The 16,395-nt window shown below is 72.0% G+C and carries 16 protein-coding genes; 4 read left to right on the top strand and 12 right to left on the bottom strand.

Annotated elements, in window-relative coordinates:
- The first annotated feature begins 38 nt into the window (after positions 1-38).
- Entirely contained in the window at positions 39-728 is a 690-nt protein-coding gene (locus tag FHX53_RS02435) for an HAD family hydrolase (RefSeq protein ID WP_343050758.1), read from the top strand.
- Positions 729-771: 43 nt separating this feature from the next.
- On the opposite strand, the gene FHX53_RS02430 is transcribed toward FHX53_RS02435, so the two are convergent.
- Together FHX53_RS02430 and truB are read right to left on the bottom strand one after the other, a co-directional pair.
- Complete coding sequence (locus tag FHX53_RS02430; RefSeq protein ID WP_182489751.1) at positions 772-1,140, bottom strand: hypothetical protein; 369 nt, start codon at positions 1,138-1,140, stop codon at positions 772-774.
- Between the two features lie 64 nt (positions 1,141-1,204).
- Positions 1,205-2,122 carry a tRNA pseudouridine(55) synthase TruB gene (gene truB / locus FHX53_RS02425; protein WP_182489750.1) on the bottom strand — a complete coding sequence of 306 codons (918 nt, stop codon included), beginning with the start codon at positions 2,120-2,122 and terminating at the stop codon, positions 1,205-1,207.
- A 33-nt stretch (positions 2,123-2,155) separates the two neighbouring features.
- Between truB and FHX53_RS02420 the strand changes: the two genes are divergently transcribed.
- Positions 2,156-3,166: a 2-dehydropantoate 2-reductase gene (locus FHX53_RS02420; protein WP_182489749.1), complete on the top strand. Its 1,011-nt coding sequence runs from the start codon at positions 2,156-2,158 to the stop codon at positions 3,164-3,166.
- Between the two features lie 64 nt (positions 3,167-3,230).
- Here FHX53_RS02420 and FHX53_RS02415 read toward each other — a convergent pair whose 3' ends face one another.
- Genes FHX53_RS02415 through FHX53_RS02400 form a run of 4 tightly spaced genes read right to left on the bottom strand, consistent with a single transcriptional unit; the run spans position 3,231 to position 7,635 of the window.
- Positions 3,231-4,103, bottom strand: a complete 873-nt coding sequence (locus FHX53_RS02415; RefSeq protein ID WP_182489748.1) for an aldehyde dehydrogenase family protein — start codon at positions 4,101-4,103, stop codon at positions 3,231-3,233.
- Entirely contained in the window at positions 4,100-5,611 is a 1,512-nt protein-coding gene (locus FHX53_RS02410; protein ID WP_182489747.1) for an aldehyde dehydrogenase family protein, read from the bottom strand. Before FHX53_RS02410 ends, FHX53_RS02415 begins: the two co-directional genes overlap by 4 nt.
- 3 nt (positions 5,612-5,614) lie before the next feature.
- Entirely contained in the window at positions 5,615-6,628 is a 1,014-nt protein-coding gene (gene deoC / locus FHX53_RS02405) for a deoxyribose-phosphate aldolase (RefSeq protein ID WP_182489746.1), read from the bottom strand.
- Positions 6,625-7,635 carry a sugar-binding transcriptional regulator gene (locus FHX53_RS02400; RefSeq protein ID WP_182489745.1) on the bottom strand — a complete coding sequence of 337 codons (1,011 nt, stop codon included), beginning with the start codon at positions 7,633-7,635 and terminating at the stop codon, positions 6,625-6,627. Before FHX53_RS02400 ends, deoC begins: the two co-directional genes overlap by 4 nt.
- Before the next feature lie 207 nt (positions 7,636-7,842).
- Here FHX53_RS02400 and FHX53_RS02395 point away from each other — a divergent pair, with 207 nt between their 5' ends.
- On the top strand, positions 7,843-8,778 hold the full coding sequence (locus FHX53_RS02395; RefSeq protein WP_182489744.1) for an ROK family protein: 936 nt from the start codon (positions 7,843-7,845) through the stop codon (positions 8,776-8,778).
- Between the two features lie 36 nt (positions 8,779-8,814).
- On the opposite strand, the gene FHX53_RS02390 is transcribed toward FHX53_RS02395, so the two are convergent.
- From FHX53_RS02390 to lepA, 5 genes are read right to left on the bottom strand one after another with little or no spacing between them, the layout of a single operon-like run.
- A complete protein-coding gene (locus FHX53_RS02390) occupies positions 8,815-10,095 on the bottom strand; it encodes an MFS transporter (protein ID WP_182489743.1) in 1,281 nt (426 codons plus the stop codon).
- A 30-nt stretch (positions 10,096-10,125) separates the two neighbouring features.
- Positions 10,126-11,109: a bifunctional riboflavin kinase/FAD synthetase gene (locus FHX53_RS02385; RefSeq protein WP_343050757.1), complete on the bottom strand. Its 984-nt coding sequence runs from the start codon at positions 11,107-11,109 to the stop codon at positions 10,126-10,128.
- Entirely contained in the window at positions 11,106-11,546 is a 441-nt protein-coding gene (locus FHX53_RS02380) for a hypothetical protein (protein ID WP_182489742.1), read from the bottom strand. Before FHX53_RS02380 ends, FHX53_RS02385 begins: the two co-directional genes overlap by 4 nt.
- 14 nt (positions 11,547-11,560) lie before the next feature.
- Positions 11,561-12,391 carry a DUF1990 family protein gene (locus FHX53_RS02375; RefSeq protein WP_182489741.1) on the bottom strand — a complete coding sequence of 277 codons (831 nt, stop codon included), beginning with the start codon at positions 12,389-12,391 and terminating at the stop codon, positions 11,561-11,563.
- A gap of 2 nt (positions 12,392-12,393) precedes the next feature.
- Positions 12,394-14,265, bottom strand: a complete 1,872-nt coding sequence (lepA, locus tag FHX53_RS02370; protein WP_182489740.1) for a translation elongation factor 4 — start codon at positions 14,263-14,265, stop codon at positions 12,394-12,396.
- Between the two features lie 299 nt (positions 14,266-14,564).
- On the opposite strand from lepA, the gene rpsT reads away from it, so the two are divergent.
- Entirely contained in the window at positions 14,565-14,825 is a 261-nt protein-coding gene (rpsT, locus tag FHX53_RS02365) for a 30S ribosomal protein S20 (RefSeq protein WP_182489739.1), read from the top strand.
- Positions 14,826-15,312: 487 nt separating this feature from the next.
- Here the strand turns inward: rpsT and holA are convergent, their stop codons facing one another.
- Positions 15,313-16,365: a DNA polymerase III subunit delta gene (gene holA / locus FHX53_RS02360; protein ID WP_182489738.1), complete on the bottom strand. Its 1,053-nt coding sequence runs from the start codon at positions 16,363-16,365 to the stop codon at positions 15,313-15,315.
- Positions 16,366-16,395 lie beyond the last annotated feature (30 nt).

Raw genomic sequence — 16,395 nt, 5'->3', positions numbered from 1 at the left:
CGGGCGGGGCGCGCGGCCCGTGCTGGTTGGATGGGGAGGTGACCACCACCACGATCCTCTGGGATGTCGACGGCACCCTCCTGTTCAACGCGGCGTCGGGCGGCGGCGAGCTGTACCACGCCGCCGTCGAGGCCGCGGCGGGCCGCGCGCTTCATCCGCCGCTCCCTCGGGCGCACGGCAAGACGGACGGGCAGATCCTGTTCGAGATCCTCGAGGCGTTCGACCTCGACGCCGAGCTGCACGACGACGCCGTCGCGGCGCTCGATGCGCTCTCGGTCGAACGCGCGAAGGCGGGCGATCGTCGCGCGATCGCCCCGGGCATCCCCCAGGCGATCGCCGCAGCCGCCGACCGCGGCTGGATCAACGCCCTCCTCACGGGCAACTCGGCCACGCGCTCGCGCGTGAAGCTCGCCGGGGCCGGCCTCGAGCCCGATCTCTTCGACTGGAGCCGCTCGTTCTTCGGCGACCGCTCCCGCGAGCGCCGCGACATCACCCTCGCCGCCCGCTCGGCCCTGCCCGACGAGAGGCTCGTCATCATCGGCGACACCCCGCGCGACGACATCGCGGCGGTCGCGGCGGGCATCCCCTTCATCGCGGTCGCCACGGGCGTCTACACGGTGGATGCTCTGCGCCAGACGGGCGCTCTCATCGTCGTGCCCACGATCGCCGAGGGGCTCGACGCGGTGCTCGACGTCATCGAGTCACTGCCGGGGGTCGCGGCGGCCTGACAGGCATTGCGGGCGCGAGCGCGAACCGCGCGAGAGCCAGGCGCTACGCGACCTGCACGAACCAGATCTGCCCCATGCGGTAGACCATGACGGCGACGGCGAGGCTCACGACGCCGAGCACGATGGTCGACCAGCGCGAGCGGTCGACGAGCCCCCACACGATCGCGAGCAGCGGAAGCAGCAGCGCCGAGATCAGGTACACCCAGTACTCGACGGGGTCGCCGGTCGGATCATTGCCGACGAACGGCGCGACGATAGACACGACGATCTGCGCGAGCAGCAGGACGGCGACGAACGCGGTGAGCCCGTGGGTGAGGTCGCTCGGCGCCCGGCCGATTCCGCCGGCGATGAGGCACACGATGCCGACGACGACGGCGACGGCGACCTGCGCGGTCGTGAACCACTCGATCACTGCTGACTCCTGGGTGACGGACGCGTCGCGCGTGCCGGTGCGTCGCGACGAGAGTGGCGGATGCTCACTCCGCGTCGATCGGGAACCCCACCAGCGTACGGCCGACGCCCGCACGCGCGCTCACGAGCCCGACGAGCCGGCCCGCGCCGTCGATCGCGGCGAGCGTCTCCGTGTCGTCGAGCTCGGGCAGGGCGAGCTTCTTGCCGTGGCCGAGATCGCGCGCCTGCTCGTCGGTGACGTGCAGGACGGGGAAGAGCCGCTCGGCGACCGTGGCCGACGACGTCAGGCCCGCCGGTCCGTTCTCGGCGAGCTGCTCGAGGCTCACGGCATGGGCGACGTCGAACGGTCCGACGCGCGTGCGCCGCAGGGCGCGCAGGTGGCCGCCGACGCCGAGGCCCGCGCCGAGATCGCGGGCCAGCGCTCGGATGTAGGTGCCGGACGAGCAGTCGATGCGGGCATCCACCTCAATCGTCGGCGCCTCGTCCACGCGACCGGGCAGGCGGCGCACGGCGAGCACGTCGAAGGCTGCGATCGTGACGGCGCGGGCCTTCAGTTCGACCTGTTCGCCGGCGCGGACGCGATCGTAGGCGCGGCGACCGTCGACCTTGATCGCGCTCACGGCGCTCGGCACCTGCTCGATCAGGCCCGTGAGCGCGGAGACCGCGGCGGCGAAGCGCTCGTCGGTGAGGGCGTCGAGCGCGCCAGCAGCCGCCTGCTCGCCGACGAACTCGCCCTCCGAGTCGTCGGTCGTCGTCGCGCGCCCCAGCACGATCGTCGTCTCGTACGTCTTGTCGAGCCCGACGAGGTAGGTGAGCAGGCGCGTCGCCGACCCGACGCCGAGCGTCAGGAGCCCCGTCGCGAGCGGGTCGAGCGTGCCGGCGTGGCCGACCTTGCGAGTGCCGAGCGCACGACGGGCGCGGGCGACGACGTCGTGGCTCGTGAGTCCGGCGGGCTTGTCGACGAGGAGGAGTCCGGTGGGCACCGCCCCACGCTAGCGCGGTCGTAGGATGCCCAGGTGCGGATCGCGGTCGTAGGGGCGGGGGCTATCGGCGGCGTGCTCGCCGCGCTCCTGTCGCGCGCGGGCGACGACGTCGTCGTGACCGCCCGGGGCGAGCACGGCGCAGCGATCGCGCGCGACGGACTGGAGCTCTCCGGCGGCTGGGGCTCGTTCCTCGCCCGCGTGCCGGTCGTCGAGCGCGTCGAGCCGCCCGTCGATCTCATCGTGCTCGCGACGAAGGCGCACGACTCGGCGGCGGCGCTGAGCGCGATCACGGGCTGCGACGGAACCCCGGTGCTCGTCGTGCAGAACGGCCTCGGCGGCGCCGACGCGGCGCGCGATGCCCTGCCGCACTCCCCCGTCGCCATCGGTTTCGCGCTCTTCGCCGCGAGCCTCGTCGTGCCGGGGCATGTGTCGGTGACGGGGCCCGCGCCTCTCACGCTCGCCGGCGACGCGGCCGCCATCGCCGTTGCCCTGCCCGCCCTGCGCGCCGCGCTTCCCGAGGAGGTGACGGTGACCGACGACGTGCGCGGGGCCCAGTGGACGAAGCTGCTCGTCAACCAGGTCAACGCTCTCCCCGCGATCACCGGGCTCAGCGTGCAGCAGGTCGTCGCCCACGACGGGCTCCGGCGCGTCCTCGCGCGCGGCATGGTCGAGACGGCGGTCGTCGGCCGGGCGCTCGGGGTGAAGTGGGCGCAGCTGGGCTCCGTGGGCGCCGCGCAGGTCGAGGAGCTGCTCGCGGACGACTCGGCGCACGCCGAGCGGCTGCCGCGATCGCTCGCCGCGCGCATGGGAGACGTGCCGAACCCCGCGTCGACGCTGCAAAGCATCCGTCGGGGTCGGAGCACCGAGATCGACGCCCTCAACGGGGCGGTCGCGGATGCCGCGGCTCGACTGCACATCCCCACGCCGGTGAACGCCGCGATGGTCGCGCTCGTCCACGAGGTCGAGCGCACGGGCGAGTTCCTCCCCCCGGCCGAGGTGCTCGTGCGCGTGCCGCGCGGGAACGACCCGGCTCGCACCGACTGACGCGCGAGGAAGGGCGGGCCGGCCCCCACCACAAGGACCGGCCCGCCGGGCACGAGGGCGAGCGCTAGAGCATCGCCTTCGTGTGCCAGACCGTCTTCGTCTCGACGAAGGCGGTGATCCGCTCGAGGGAGGGCGCCGGGGCCCCCTCGACGGGCGGGAGGACGCGCTTGAGCGTCTCGGCCGCAGAGATCTGCAGGTCGACCCACGCGCCGTCGGCGAGCGAGCCGGCCCCGGCGAGGTCGAGCGCGTTGACGTCAGCGTGCGACGCGAGCCACGGCGCGAGCTCGGCGGGCGAGCCGGTGAGCACGTTGACGACTCCGCCCGGCACGTCCGACGTCGCAAGCACTTCCGCGAGCGAGATGGCCGAGAGGGGCGCCGCCTCGTTCGCGACGACGACGACCGTGTTGCCCGAGAGCACGATGGGTGCGACGACCGCCGCGAGGCCGAGCAGCGAGACGCCGGTGGAATCCTGCGGCGCGATCGCCGCGACGACGCCCGTCGCGTCGGGCACCGAGAGGTTGAAGTACGGGCCGGAGACGGGGTTGCCGTTGCCCGCGAGCTGCGCGTACTTGTCGGCCCAGCCGGCGTACCAGACCCAGAGGTCGATCGTCGCGTCGACCTGGGCGCCCGCGGCGGTGGCCGTGACGCCCTCCGACTGCACGATCTCGTCGACGAACTGCGCGCGACGCCCCTCGAGCAGCTCGGCGATGCGGTAGAGCACCTGGCCGCGGTTGTAGGCCGTCGCGCCCGCCCACTTGGGCTGCGCGCCGCGGGCCGCGACGACGGCATCCCGCGCGTCCTTCCGCGAGGCGAGCGAGGCGTTCGCGATGAATTCGCCCGAGGGCGCCGTCACGACGTAGGTGCGGCCGCTCTCGCTGCGCGGGAACGCGCCGCCGATCGCGAGCTTGTAGGTCTTAGGCACGCTGAGCCGGCTCACTTGGCCACCGCCTTCCGGGCCTTGCGGCCAGATCGAGAGGATGCCGCGCTCGACTCGATCGGAGCCTGCCAGCCGCTCGACTCGAGGTACGCGGTGAGCCCTTGGCGGCCACCCTCGCGGCCGTAGCCCGACTCCTTGTACCCGCCGAACGGCGACGCCGGGTCGAACTTGTTGAAGGTGTTGGCCCAGATGACGCCGGCGCGCAGACGGTCGGCGAGGGCGAGCATGCGCGACGCCTTCTCCGTCCAGATGCCGGCCGAGAGGCCGTACGGGGTGTTGTTCGCCTTCGCGACGGCCTCCTCCGGCGTGCGGAAGGTCAGCACCGACAGGACGGGGCCGAAGATCTCCTCGCGCGCGATCGAGTGCGCGGCCGAGACGCGCGTGAAGATCGTCGGTCGGAACCAGAACCCCTTGTCGGGCACCGTGCAGTCGAGCTGCCAGCGCTCGGCGCCCTCGTTCTCGCCCGTGTCGCTGAGCGTGCGGATGCGCTCGAGCTGAGCGGCCGAGTTGATCGCACCGATGTCGGTGTTCTTGTCGAGCGGGTCGCCCAGGCGCAGCGTCGACAGGCGCTGCTTGAGGCGGTCGACGACCTCGTCGTGCACGTTCTCCTGCACGAGCAGGCGCGAACCGGCGCAGCAGACGTGGCCCTGGTTGAAGAAGATGCCGTTGACGACGCCCTCGACGGCCTGGTCGATCGCGGCGTCGTCGAAGACGATGTTCGCCGCCTTGCCGCCGAGCTCGAGGGTCAGCTTCTTGGAGGTGCCGGCGACCTGACGGGCGATCGTTCGGCCCACATCGGTCGAGCCCGTGAAGGCGACCTTGTTGACGTCGGCGTGCGTGACGAGCGCCTGACCGGTCGCGCCGGGGCCCGTGACGATGTTCACGACGCCGGGCGGCAGGTCTGCCTGCTGCAGGATCTCGGCGAAGAGCATCGCCGTGAGCGACGTGGTCTCAGCGGGCTTGATGACGACGGTGTTGCCGGCCGCGAGGGCGGGGGCGATCTTCCACGCGAGCATGAGCAGCGGGAAGTTCCACGGGATCACCTGCGCGGCGACGCCGAGCGAGCGCGGTTTAGGGCCGAGGCCCGCGTACTCGAGCTTGTCCGCCCAGCCGGCGTAGTAGAAGAACCACGCGGCGACGAGCGGCACGTCGACGTCGCGCGTCTCGCGGATGGGCTTGCCGTTGTCGAGGCTCTCGGCGACGGCGAGCTCGCGCGCGCGCTCCTGCACCAGGCGGGCGATGCGGAAGAGGTACTTGCCGCGGTCGCTTCCCGACATGCGCGACCAGACCTTCTCGTACGAGCGGCGCGCGGCCGCGACGGCGCGGTCGACGTCTGAGGCGTCGGCCTGCGCGATCCGCGCGATGACCTCCTCCGTCGCGGGCGAGATCGTGTCGAACACCTCGCCGGAGCCGTCGACGAACTCGCCGTCGATGAAGAGGCCGTACTGCGCCTTGAGGTTCAGGATCGCCGTCGATTCCGGCGCGGGGGCGTACTCGAGGAAGCTCATGGGTCAGTCCACCGTCACGTAGTCGGGGCCACTGTAGTGACCGGTTCGCAGTTTCTGTCGCTGCAGCAGCACGTCGTTGACGAGGCTCGAGGCGCCGAAGCGCCACAGGTGCGGCGTCAGCCACTCCTCGCCCACGGTCTCGGCCACGGTGACGAGGTAGCGCACGGCATCCTTCGAGGCGCGGATGCCGCCGGCCGGCTTCATGCCGACCCTCTCGCCCGTGAGGCGGTGCCAGTCGCGGATCACCTCGAGCATGAGCAGCGTGACGGGCAGCGTGGCCGCGGGGCTCACCTTGCCCGTCGATGTCTTGATGAAGTCGGCCCCGGCGAGGATCGCGAGCCAGGATGCCCGGCGCACGTTGTCGTACGTGGCGAGCTCGCCGGTCTCGAGGATGACCTTGAGCTGGGCGAAGCTGCCGTCGGCGCGCCGGCAGGCCTCCTTGACGGCGACGATCTGATCGAAGACGAGCCCGAAGCGACCGGAGAGGAATGCGCCGCGGTCGATGACCATGTCGATCTCGTCGGCGCCGGCGGCGACCGCCTCACGCGTGTCGGCGAGCTTGATCGCGAGGCTCGCGCGCCCCGAAGGGAACGCGGTCGCGACGGCCGCGATCGACACGAGGCCGAGCTCGGGGTCGCCGTGCAGCGCGCCGAGCGCCTCGACGGCGTACGGCACCATGTCGCCGTAGACACAGACCGCCGCGACGCGGGGCGTCGACGGGTCGGTCGCGTCGGGCGTGACGGCCTTGGCGACGAGCGAGCGCACCTTGCCGGGGGTGTCGGCGCCCTCGAGAGTCGTGAGGTCGCACGTGCGGATGATGGTGTCGAGCGCCCAGGCCTTCGAGCTCGCCTTGATCGAGCGCGTCGAGAGGCCGGCCGCGCGGGCCTCGAGCCCGACGGCGTCGACGCCGGAGAGCCCCTCCAGGTGCAGTCGGAGGGCCTTCTCGGTGAGGTCGCTGCCGAGAAGGCGCACGGCACGATCGGCGGGAGCGAGAGCGACCGGATGCTCGATGGTCATGACGAGGTTCCTTCGGAGATCGAGTCGTGGTGGCGGGCGGCGATGGGCTCATCGATGTCGTCGAGGAGCGCGTGGGCGGTGTGCTCATCGGTGACGATCACCGAGCACAGCCCGTGCGTGACGATCGCGCGAGCGATCGGGTGCTTGGCCTCGCCGCCGATGACGAGGACGGCGGTCGTCGCGCCGCGCAGCTCTTCGAGCCCGAGACCGAGGGTGCGGGCGTCGAGCTCCGGATCGGCGATCGTGCCATCGGCGGTGATGTAGCGGCCGATCACATCGCCGACCGCGCCGCGCTCCCGCAGCTCGGCGATGTCGTCGGCCGTCAGGTAGCCGCTGTCGACATGCACCGAGGATGTGTCGGCGACTCCGGCGCTGAAGAGGTAGGCGGCCGCGCCGCGCGCCATCTGCACCACGCCGCCGACGGTGCGATCGCCCTCGATCGCCCTCTTCGTCTCGAGTCGCTCGAGGATGGCGGGGCTCGGCAGCAGAGTCGCCTGCCCTCCGGCCTTCTGCGCGATCATCACCGCGGTGCTCGCGGCCGTACCCGGGCGCTTGGAGAGGCTCACGCCGCCGTTGATCTGAACGACGTTGACGCCCGTCGACCAGCCCACGGGCAGCGACTCGGCGACCTGGTGCAGAGTCCGGCCCCAGCTCACGCCGAGCAGTCGCGGTACGGGCCGCACGCTCACGAGATAGTCGGCAGCGGCCTCGGCTACGCGGGCCTGCAGCTCGACCTCGTCGACCGGAGCGGGCACGACGATCGCGTCGCGCAGCCCGAACCGAGCGCCGAGCTCGCGCTCGAGCGCGAGCCGCCGAGCGCGCGGGTGCACGATCTCGATGCGGATGATGCCGCGCTCACGGGCCTGGGCGAGGAGTCGGCCGACCTTCCAGCGCGTGACGCGAAGGATCGCCCCGATCTCGTCCTGCGTCTTGTTCTCCTCGTAGTAGAGCTCGGCAGCTCGGACGGCGAGCAGCTCGTTGGCTGACGCGCTCTCCGTGGACACCATGGTTCTCCGTCGTCGATTCGAGGCCTCGTTCGGGCGGGGCCGTCGCGTCGGCGGCCCCGCTCCAGGCTAGGCGGGCCGGGGGGTCGCCCACCAACATATGGTGCGAGCCTGCTCAGATGAGCAGAGGGGCGTTCGAGCCGGCGACCCCCGCTCGTTACGCTGTCCATCGACGGCCCGCGCGATGCGGCACCGCAGAGAGGACTCCCCGTGACCGACTACGCCCTCGCCGTCGACCTCGGAGGCACCAAGGTCGAGGCCGCTCTCGTCGACGTCACGGGCCGGGTCCTGCCGGGATCGCGGCACCGCCGCACCACGGGCGCGACGTCCACAGCCGAGGCGCTCGCGGCATCCGTGACCGAAGCGGTCGAGAGCGCGCTCGAGTCGGCGACCGAACCGGAGATCGAGCTGATCGGCGCGGGCATCGGATCGGCCGGACCGATCGCAGGTCGCACCGGCAACGTCTCACCTCTCAACCTGGCCGCGTGGCGCGATTACCCGCTCGGCGAGCTCGTCGGCGATCTCCTGCCCGCGGCACTGCCGGTCACGCTGCGCATGGACGGCATCTGCATCGCCCTCGCCGAGGTGTGGGTCGGCGCCGCGCAGACCGAGTCGAGCGTCATGGGCATGATCGTGTCGACCGGAGTCGGCGGCGGCGTCATCCTCGACGGTCGCGTCATCACCGGGCGCAGCGGCAACGCCGGGCACATCGGCCACCTGCAGGTCGCCGGCTTCGACGACGTGTGCGCGTGCGGTGCGCGAGGCTGCCTCGAGGCGGTCGCCTCGGGCCCGCGCACCGTCGCCTGGGCGCGCACGCAGGGCTGGACGGGCACGACCGGGGAGGAGCTCGCCGCCTCAGCCGGGCAGGGGGATGCGACGGCGCGCGCCGCCATCGAGCGCTCGGCCGGCGCCGTGGGCGCGGCGATCGCCTCGGCCAGCGCCCTCGTCGACCTCGACCTCGTCGCGATCGGCGGCGGCTTCAGCCACGTCGCCGACGACTACATCGACCTCGTGCAGGCCGCCGTCGCGCACCACAGCGACTTCGCGTTCGTCACCAGCACGCGCGTCGTCGCATCGGCGCTGAGCGGAGAGGGGCCGCTCATCGGCGCCGCGGCGCTCATCCATCAGGCCGAACGCGTCGCCTGAGCCGGTCGCGGCCCGAGCCGCGGCGCTCGAGCGCGATCAGAGCCTGCGCCGCTCCAGCTCGTCGTCGATCATCTCGCCCGAGCGCAGGAGCGGGATCGCGACGAGCGTCGAGAGCGCCGCGAGTAGCAGGATCACGATCGCGGGCATCCAGCTGCCCGTGACCGAGCGCAGCACGCCGAGAGCGAGCGGGGCGACGGCGGCGACGCCGTAGCCGATGGCCTGGACGAATCCGCTGACCGTGACGGCGCGGTGCGAGGTGCGACTGCGGAGCCCGATGAGGGCGAGGCACATCGGGAAGAGCACCTGGCCCGCGCCGAGCGCGATCATCCACAGCGGCGTCGCGAGCGTCGGCGCGAGCAGGAGCCCGAGGAACCCGACGGAGAACGCCACGACAGAGACGATCATGATCGGCGCGGGCGATCGCAGCCGTGCAGTGATCACCGGGGTCGCGAGCGAGAGCGGAAGACCCACGATCGCGAACAGGCCGACGAGCGCGCCGGCACGGGCCGCATCGACGCCCGCGAGATCCTCGAGCAGCAGCGGCATGAGGGCGAAGGTCGAGTAGGCCGTGACGCCCGAGACCGCGAAGGGGATCGTGATGCCCCACACGACGCGCGAGCGAGCGAGGCGGCCGAACTGGCGCGTGTCGGGCTCGTCGACCGGGTCGGCGACGTCCGCGTCCGCGCTCGTCGAGGGAGCATCGACCTCGATGACGGTCACCGGCTCGGTGACGACGGGATGCGGCGGTCGCGCCGCGAGGACGACCCACGGGATGAGCGCGAGAACCCCGACCGCGCCCCACACCGCGAGCGACAGTCGCCAGCTCGCCGCATCGGCGATCGGCACGGCGATGAGCGGGGGCAGCGCGGTCGAGATCGACATCATGGTCGCGTAGGCGGCGGTGACCGCGCCGATGCGCCCGGGCGCGTACCGTTTGACCGCCGGCGGCAGCAGTATGTTGCCGAAGCCGGCGCCCATGAGCACGACGAGCGTGCTCGCGAGGAGCCCGGGGTAGTCGAGCGCGGCGCCGCGCAGCAGATGACCGGCGATCATGGTGACGACCGCGAAGAGGAGCGCCCGCTCGAGGCCGATGCGGTGCGCGACCCAGGGCGCGAGGAGCCCGGAGACGGCGAACGCGACGGGCGGCACCACGCCGAGCAGGCCGATCGCGGTCGCGTCGAGGGGGATCTCGGCGTCGATGAGGCCCGCGAGCGGCGCGAGGCCCGCGACCGCGGTGCGGATGTTGAGGGCGATGAGCACGATGCCCAGCACGCCGAGGAGCCTGCCCCCGCGCGGCGAGAGCAGGCGGTCGGGCACGATCAGACTCTAGTGCGGCGCGAGCCGCGCTCAGCCCGAGACGGCGGCGTCGGCCGCGCCCGCGGGCCCGGTGGCGCCTCCGATGCCGAGTACGCCGCGGATCTCCTCCTCGTCGCGCCCCATTTGGATCGCGAGGGCTCGGGCGGACTCGAACTTCCTCATGCCGCGCATCCACCGCACGAACTCGAGCTCGACCGTCTTGCCGTACAGGTCGAGCGCGACATCCATCGCGTGCGCCTCGACGGTCTTGTCGGCGACGTCGCCGAAGGTCGGATTGTTGCCGACGCTCGTCGCCGCCGGGTAGCGCTCGCCCTCGACGTGCAGCCAGGTCGCGTACACGCCGTCGGCGGGGATGTACCCCTCGGCGTTGTGGCCGAGGTTCGCGGTCGGGTAGCCGAGTTCGCGCCCTCGCTGGTGGCCGGGCACGACGAGCGAGCGGATGCGCGGATAGCGGCCGAGGGCCTCCGTCGCGTCCTCCAGGCGGCCGGCATCGAGCGCCTCGCGGATGCCCGTCGACGACACGCGCCGCCCGTCCTGCTCGCACACGTCGTCGATGAGCGAGACGGTGAAGCCGAAGCGCTCCCCCTCCTCGCGGAGCGTCTCGACCGAGCCCGCACCGCGCGCGCCGTACCGGAAGTCGGAGCCGACGACGACCTCGCTCGCGCGCAGAGCATCGACGAGCACGCGCTGAACGAATTCATCCGGGCCCCAGCTCGCGAGCTCGCGCGTGAACGGCAGCACGACGACGAGGTCGGCGCCGGCCTCGACGAGCGCCTCGGTCTTCTGGGCCACGCTCAGCAGCGGAGAGGGCGCTCGATCGGGCGCGAGCACGGAGGCGGGGTGCCGGTCGAACGTCACGACCGCGACACGGGCCTCGCCCGCGCGCTCGCGCATGCCCGCGATCACGGCGCGGTGACCGCGATGGACGCCGTCGAACTTCCCGATCGTCACGATCGCGCGCCGGTCGTCGACGGGGACCCCGTCGAGGCCGTCGAGGATGCGCGCGTCGGTCACGACGGCGCCTCGGTCGCGGCGACGGTCGAGGCGCGGCGGGCGCGATGCACGCGGCGCAGCCACAGGAGCCCGAGGACGGGCAGCACGAGGGGGATGAACAGGTACCCCTGCCCGAAGCGCGACCACACCGTTTCATCGGGGAAGAGCGCGGGATCGAGTAGGCTCGCGGCGCCGACGGCGAGTACCCCGACGAGCTCGAAGACGATCGCGACGACGGCGACGCGTAAGGCGGCGGTGCCGCGGGCGACGAGCGCGACGGTCGCCACGACGTAGACGATCGCAGCGATCGCGGAGAGCGAGTACGCGACCGGGGCCTCGGCGAACTTCGTCGCGATCTGGTAGCCGGAGCGGCCGGTCGCGGCGAGCGCGAGCACGGCGTAGACGACGACGAGAACGCGGCCGATGCCGGACGCGGTCGGGCGGGGATCCTCGCTCACGGGTTCAGCGTAGGTCAGGAATCCTGTGGGTCGACGTCGCGCTCGCCGCGCTCGATCGCAGGGGCGTCGTCGGTCGCGGCGACCTCCCGTGCCGCCCTCGACTCGACCGGCTCATCGGGGCTCGGCTCGGGGCTCGAGCCGCTCGGCGCGCCCTCGACGGCGAGCCGCTGCGACGGCAGCGGCCCTGCGCCGGGGATGGGCGCCGACAGCGCGCGGAGGAAGCGCTGCGCGATCCGGCGCCGCGCCACCCCGAGCGCGGGATTCGCGAGCGCCCAGCCGGGGCCGGCGGCGCGCGCGAAGCTGCGGACGGTGAGCCAGATGCCGCCGTCGGCGACGCGCTCGAGGAGGAAGGACTCCTCACCCGAGAGCGGATGCCCCGGCAGAGTCCCGACGGCGTACAGGACGCGGTCGTCGCTCTCCTCGCGCAGCACCACGCGACCCGGGAGCGGATAGAGCATGCGTCCGCCGACCGACGGGCCGACGATGACGGTGTCGCCGGGGCGCACGTACCGCTCGCCGGACGCCGAGAACTCGTCGTCGGGAACCTCGAGCGTCGCGGCGCTCACGGGCTGGCCGGATTCGTCATAGCTCACGGGGAGGTAGTGAGCGGCATCCTGCTCGCCGGATGCGGGGATGATGCGGACCGCGAGACCCGCACCGCGGTAGACGCCGCCGGTGAGGAGCTGCTCGACGGCGTGCTCCCAGCGGGCGTCGCCGTGGCCGACGCGGCCGCGCACCTCGAGCGGGCGGTAGCCCTTCGGCGGGTACTGCAGCAGGTCGACGGCCTGCGTGCCGCCCACCGACCCGTAGGTGACGGCGCGCTGCTCGAGCGGTCGGCGGGCCACGGCTACTTCTTCTCCTTGGCCTTCTCGACGTCGCCTGAGAGCGCGGCGATGAAGGCCTCTTGCGGAACCTCGACGCGACCCACCATCTTCATGCGCTTCTTGCCCTCCTTCTGCTTCTCGAGGAGCTTGCGCTTGCGGGTGATGTCACCGCCGTAGCACTTCGCGAGGACGTCCTTGCGCATCGCGCTGATCGACTCGCGAGCGATGATGCGGGCGCCGATCGCGGCCTGGATGGGCACCTCGAACTGCTGGCGCGGGATGAGCTTCTTGAGGCGCTCGGTCATGAGCACGCCGTACGCGTAGGCCTTCTCACGGTGCACGATCGCGCTGAACGCGTCGACCGCCTCGCCCTGCAGGAGGATGTCGACCTTCACGAGGTCGGCCTCCTGATCGCCGGTCGGCTCGTAGTCGAGGCTCGCGTACCCGGCCGTCTTGCTCTTCAGATGGTCGAAGAAGTCGAAGACGATCTCGCCGAGCGGGATCGTGTACTTGATCTCGACGCGGTCCTCGCCGAGGTAGTCCATGCCGATGAGGCTGCCGCGGCGGCTCTGGCACAGCTCCATGATCGTGCCGACGTAGTCCTTCGGGGCGAGGATGGCGGCTTTCACCATGGGCTCGCTCACGCTCGCGATCTTCGCGCCCGTCGGGAACTCGCTCGGGTTCGTGACGGTGAAGTGCTTCTTGTCGTCGGTCGTGACCTCGTACGTCACGCTCGGCGCGGTCGAGATGAGGTCGAGGCCGAACTCGCGCTCGAGGCGCTCGGTGACGATCTCGAGGTGCAGAAGGCCGAGGAACCCGCAGCGGAATCCGAAGCCGAGCGCGACCGAGGTCTCGGGCTCGTAGTTGAGCGCGGCGTCGGAGAGCTTGAGCTTGTCGAGCGCCTCGCGCAGGACGGGGTAGTCGCTGCCGTCGATCGGGTACAGCCCGGAGAACACCATCGGCTTGGGGTCGGTGTAGCCCGGGAGGGCCTTCGCAGCAGGCTTCTGAGCGTTGGTGACGGTGTCGCCGACCTTCGACTGGCGGACATCCTTCACGCCGGTGATGAGGTAGCCGACCTCGCCGACCCCGAGGCCCTTGCTCGGACTCGGCTCGGGGCTCGAGACGCCGATCTCGAGCAGCTCGTGCGTCGCGCGCGTCGACATCATCTGGATGCGCTCGCGCGGGCTCAGCGAGCCGTCGATCATGCGGACGTAGGTCACGACGCCGCGGTAGGCGTCGTAGACGGAGTCGAAGATCATGGCGCGCGCCGGCGCCGTCGGGTCGCCGACGGGGGCGGGGATGAGCTCGACGACGCGGTCGAGCAGCGCCTCGACTCCCTCGCCCGTCTTGCCGCTCACGCGCAGGACGTCGGCCGGGTCGCCGCCGATGAGCTGGGCGAGCTCGCGCGAGTACTTCTCCGGGTCGGCGGCCGGCAGGTCGATCTTGTTGAGCACCGGGATGATCGTGAGGTCGTTCTCGAGCGCGAGGTACAGGTTCGCGAGCGTCTGGGCCTCGATGCCCTGCGCGGCGTCGACGAGCAGGATCGCGCCCTCGCACGCGGCGAGGCTGCGGCTCACCTCGTACGTGAAGTCGACGTGCCCGGGGGTGTCGATCATGTTCAGGGCGTAGGTCTGCGGCTTGCCGCCCTCCTGAGGCAGTGCCCAGGGCATCCGCACCGCCTGGCTCTTGATCGTGATGCCGCGCTCGCGCTCGATGTCCATGCGATCGAGGTACTGCGCGCGCATGTCGCGGTCGCTCACGACCCCGGTGATCTGCAGCATGCGGTCGGCGAGCGTCGACTTGCCGTGGTCGATGTGCGCGATGATGCAGAAGTTGCGGATCAGCGTCGGGTCGGTGGCCGCGGGGGCGAGCGGCGTGAGGGCGCGAGGAGACATGTCGCGCCATTCTCCCACGCTCGTCGCTCGGCGCGGTCACGCACGGGATGCCCGGGGCCGAGCATCCGCGCCACTCGCTCTGCGCGCGCCCCGCGCGACGCGCCCCGCTCGCGATTGTCGCGGGCGCTCGCCTGCTGGTAATGTCGCCTGTTGGCTTGCGTGTCAGGAAGCCCTCTCTCTTCCGACACGGATTGCGGCTGGGATTTCGCCACCGAGACAGCGCTCGTCACAGAGCACGCGCTCACGGCACCCCACCCCCGGCCGCTTCACACACACCGTTCAACTCGAGAAAGACAGTCATGGCGAACATCAAGTCGCAGATCAAGCGCATCAAGACCAACCTCAAGGCGCAGGAGCGCAACAAGGCGGTCAAGAGCGAGCTCAAGACCGCCGTGCGTCGCACGCGCGAGGCCGTCGCCGCGGGCGACAAGGCAGCCGCTGCCGAGGCTCTCGTCGTCGCGACGAAGAAGCTCGACAAGGCCGCGAGCAAGGGCGTCATCCACAAGAACCAGGCGGCGAACCGCAAGTCGGCCATCGCCAAGCAGGTCGGCGCGCTCTAGCCGCACCCGCTCCCGCACGTCGGGCGCCGCGCGCGCCCCGCTCGAAGCCCCGCTCCGCCTCCCGGCGAGCGGGGCTTCGTCGTGCGCGGCCGGTGCGTCAACAATTCAGGACAAGCGCTGCCGGAGTCGATGCCGCGTGTCCGTCAACGATTCAGGACAAGCGCACCCCGGCACGAGAGCTGCCACGAACGGGAGCGGGATGCGCTCCCCCGCTCGCGCGCTCGTCCTGAATTGTTGACGGGCGCAGGTCTCGCGCGGCCCGCGTCAACAACTCAGGACGACACGACTCGGCAGCAGCGCAGAACCGCACGGCTCCGGGGACAGGGAGAAGACAGGGGACTCGCTAGTCCTGAGTTGTTGACGCGCAGGGTGGACGGGTGACGCGGGCGGGGCGGCGCGGTACGGGTGACTCCCGGCGGGCGCGGGGGGCGGTACGGGTGACGCGAGGCGGGCGCGCGGGACGGATGGCGGGCAGAGGCGCCGCGCGTCAGGCGGGCGGGAGGCCCCGCGCCGCGACCGTGCGCACGAGGGTCTCGAGCGAGTAGATCGGGTCGCGGGCCGCGCCCTTCACCTGAGCGTCAGCGTCGGCGACTGCGAGAATGGCACGGCCGAGCCCCTCCTCCGTCCAGCCCTGCAGGTCGCGGCGCGCGCGATCGATCTGCCAGGGCGCGAGCCCGAGCTGCCCGGCGAGCTGCCCGCCCGATCCGCGCGAGCCGCCGACCTTCGCCATGGTGCGCAGCTTCATGGCGAACGCGGCGACCATCGGAACGGGGTCGGCTCCCGTCGCGATCGCATGCCGCAGGAGCCCGAGCGCCTGACCGTGCTGCCCTGCGATCGCGGCGTCGGCGACGGCGAACGCGTTCGTCTCGACGCGCCCGCCGTAGTACTTCTCGACCGTCTGCGGCGTGATGTCGCCGTCGGTGTCGGCGACGAGCTGCTGACAGGCGCTCGCGAGCTCGGCGAGGTCGTCTGAGAATGCGTTGACGAGCGCGCGCAGGGCCGACGGCGCGATCGCGCGACCGGCGTGCCGAAACTCGGCTGCCGCGAAGTCGGCCCGGTCTGAGTCGCGCTTGAGCTCGGTGCAGACGATCTCGATGCCCGAACCCTGGCCCGACCTGATGGCGTCGAGCATCTTCTTGCCGCGCATCCCCCCGCCGTGCCGCAGCAGCACGACCGTGTCGTCCGCGGGCGACGCGAGGTAGTCGAGAACGTCCTCCAGGAACGCGTCGCTGCACTTTTCGACGTTCTCGACGCGGATGAGCCGCGGCTCGCCGAAGAGCGACGGGCTCGCGAGGGTCAGCAGCTCGCCGGGCGCGTAGCCGTCGGCGCGCAGGTCGTGCACCTCGAGGCTCGCGTCCCGCTCGCGCAGGGCATCCCGCAGCACGCGGCTCGCCCGGTCGGCGAGGAACGCCTCGGGGCCTGTGACGAGGATGACCGGCGCCGGCCGGATCTCGTGCCACGCGAGCTGCGGGATCGACGCTTTCGCCTTCGCCGAAGGCGCCTTCGCGCTCGAGGCGCCGCGCGGGCGAGGTGCGGGCATGATCCTCCTCGAGGGCGGGTGGGCGGATGC

The organism is Microcella alkalica (assembly GCF_014137945.1).
GTDB lineage: Bacteria > Actinomycetota > Actinomycetes > Actinomycetales > Microbacteriaceae > Microcella > Microcella alkalica.
This window is presented reverse-complemented; position numbering and strand designations above follow the sequence as displayed.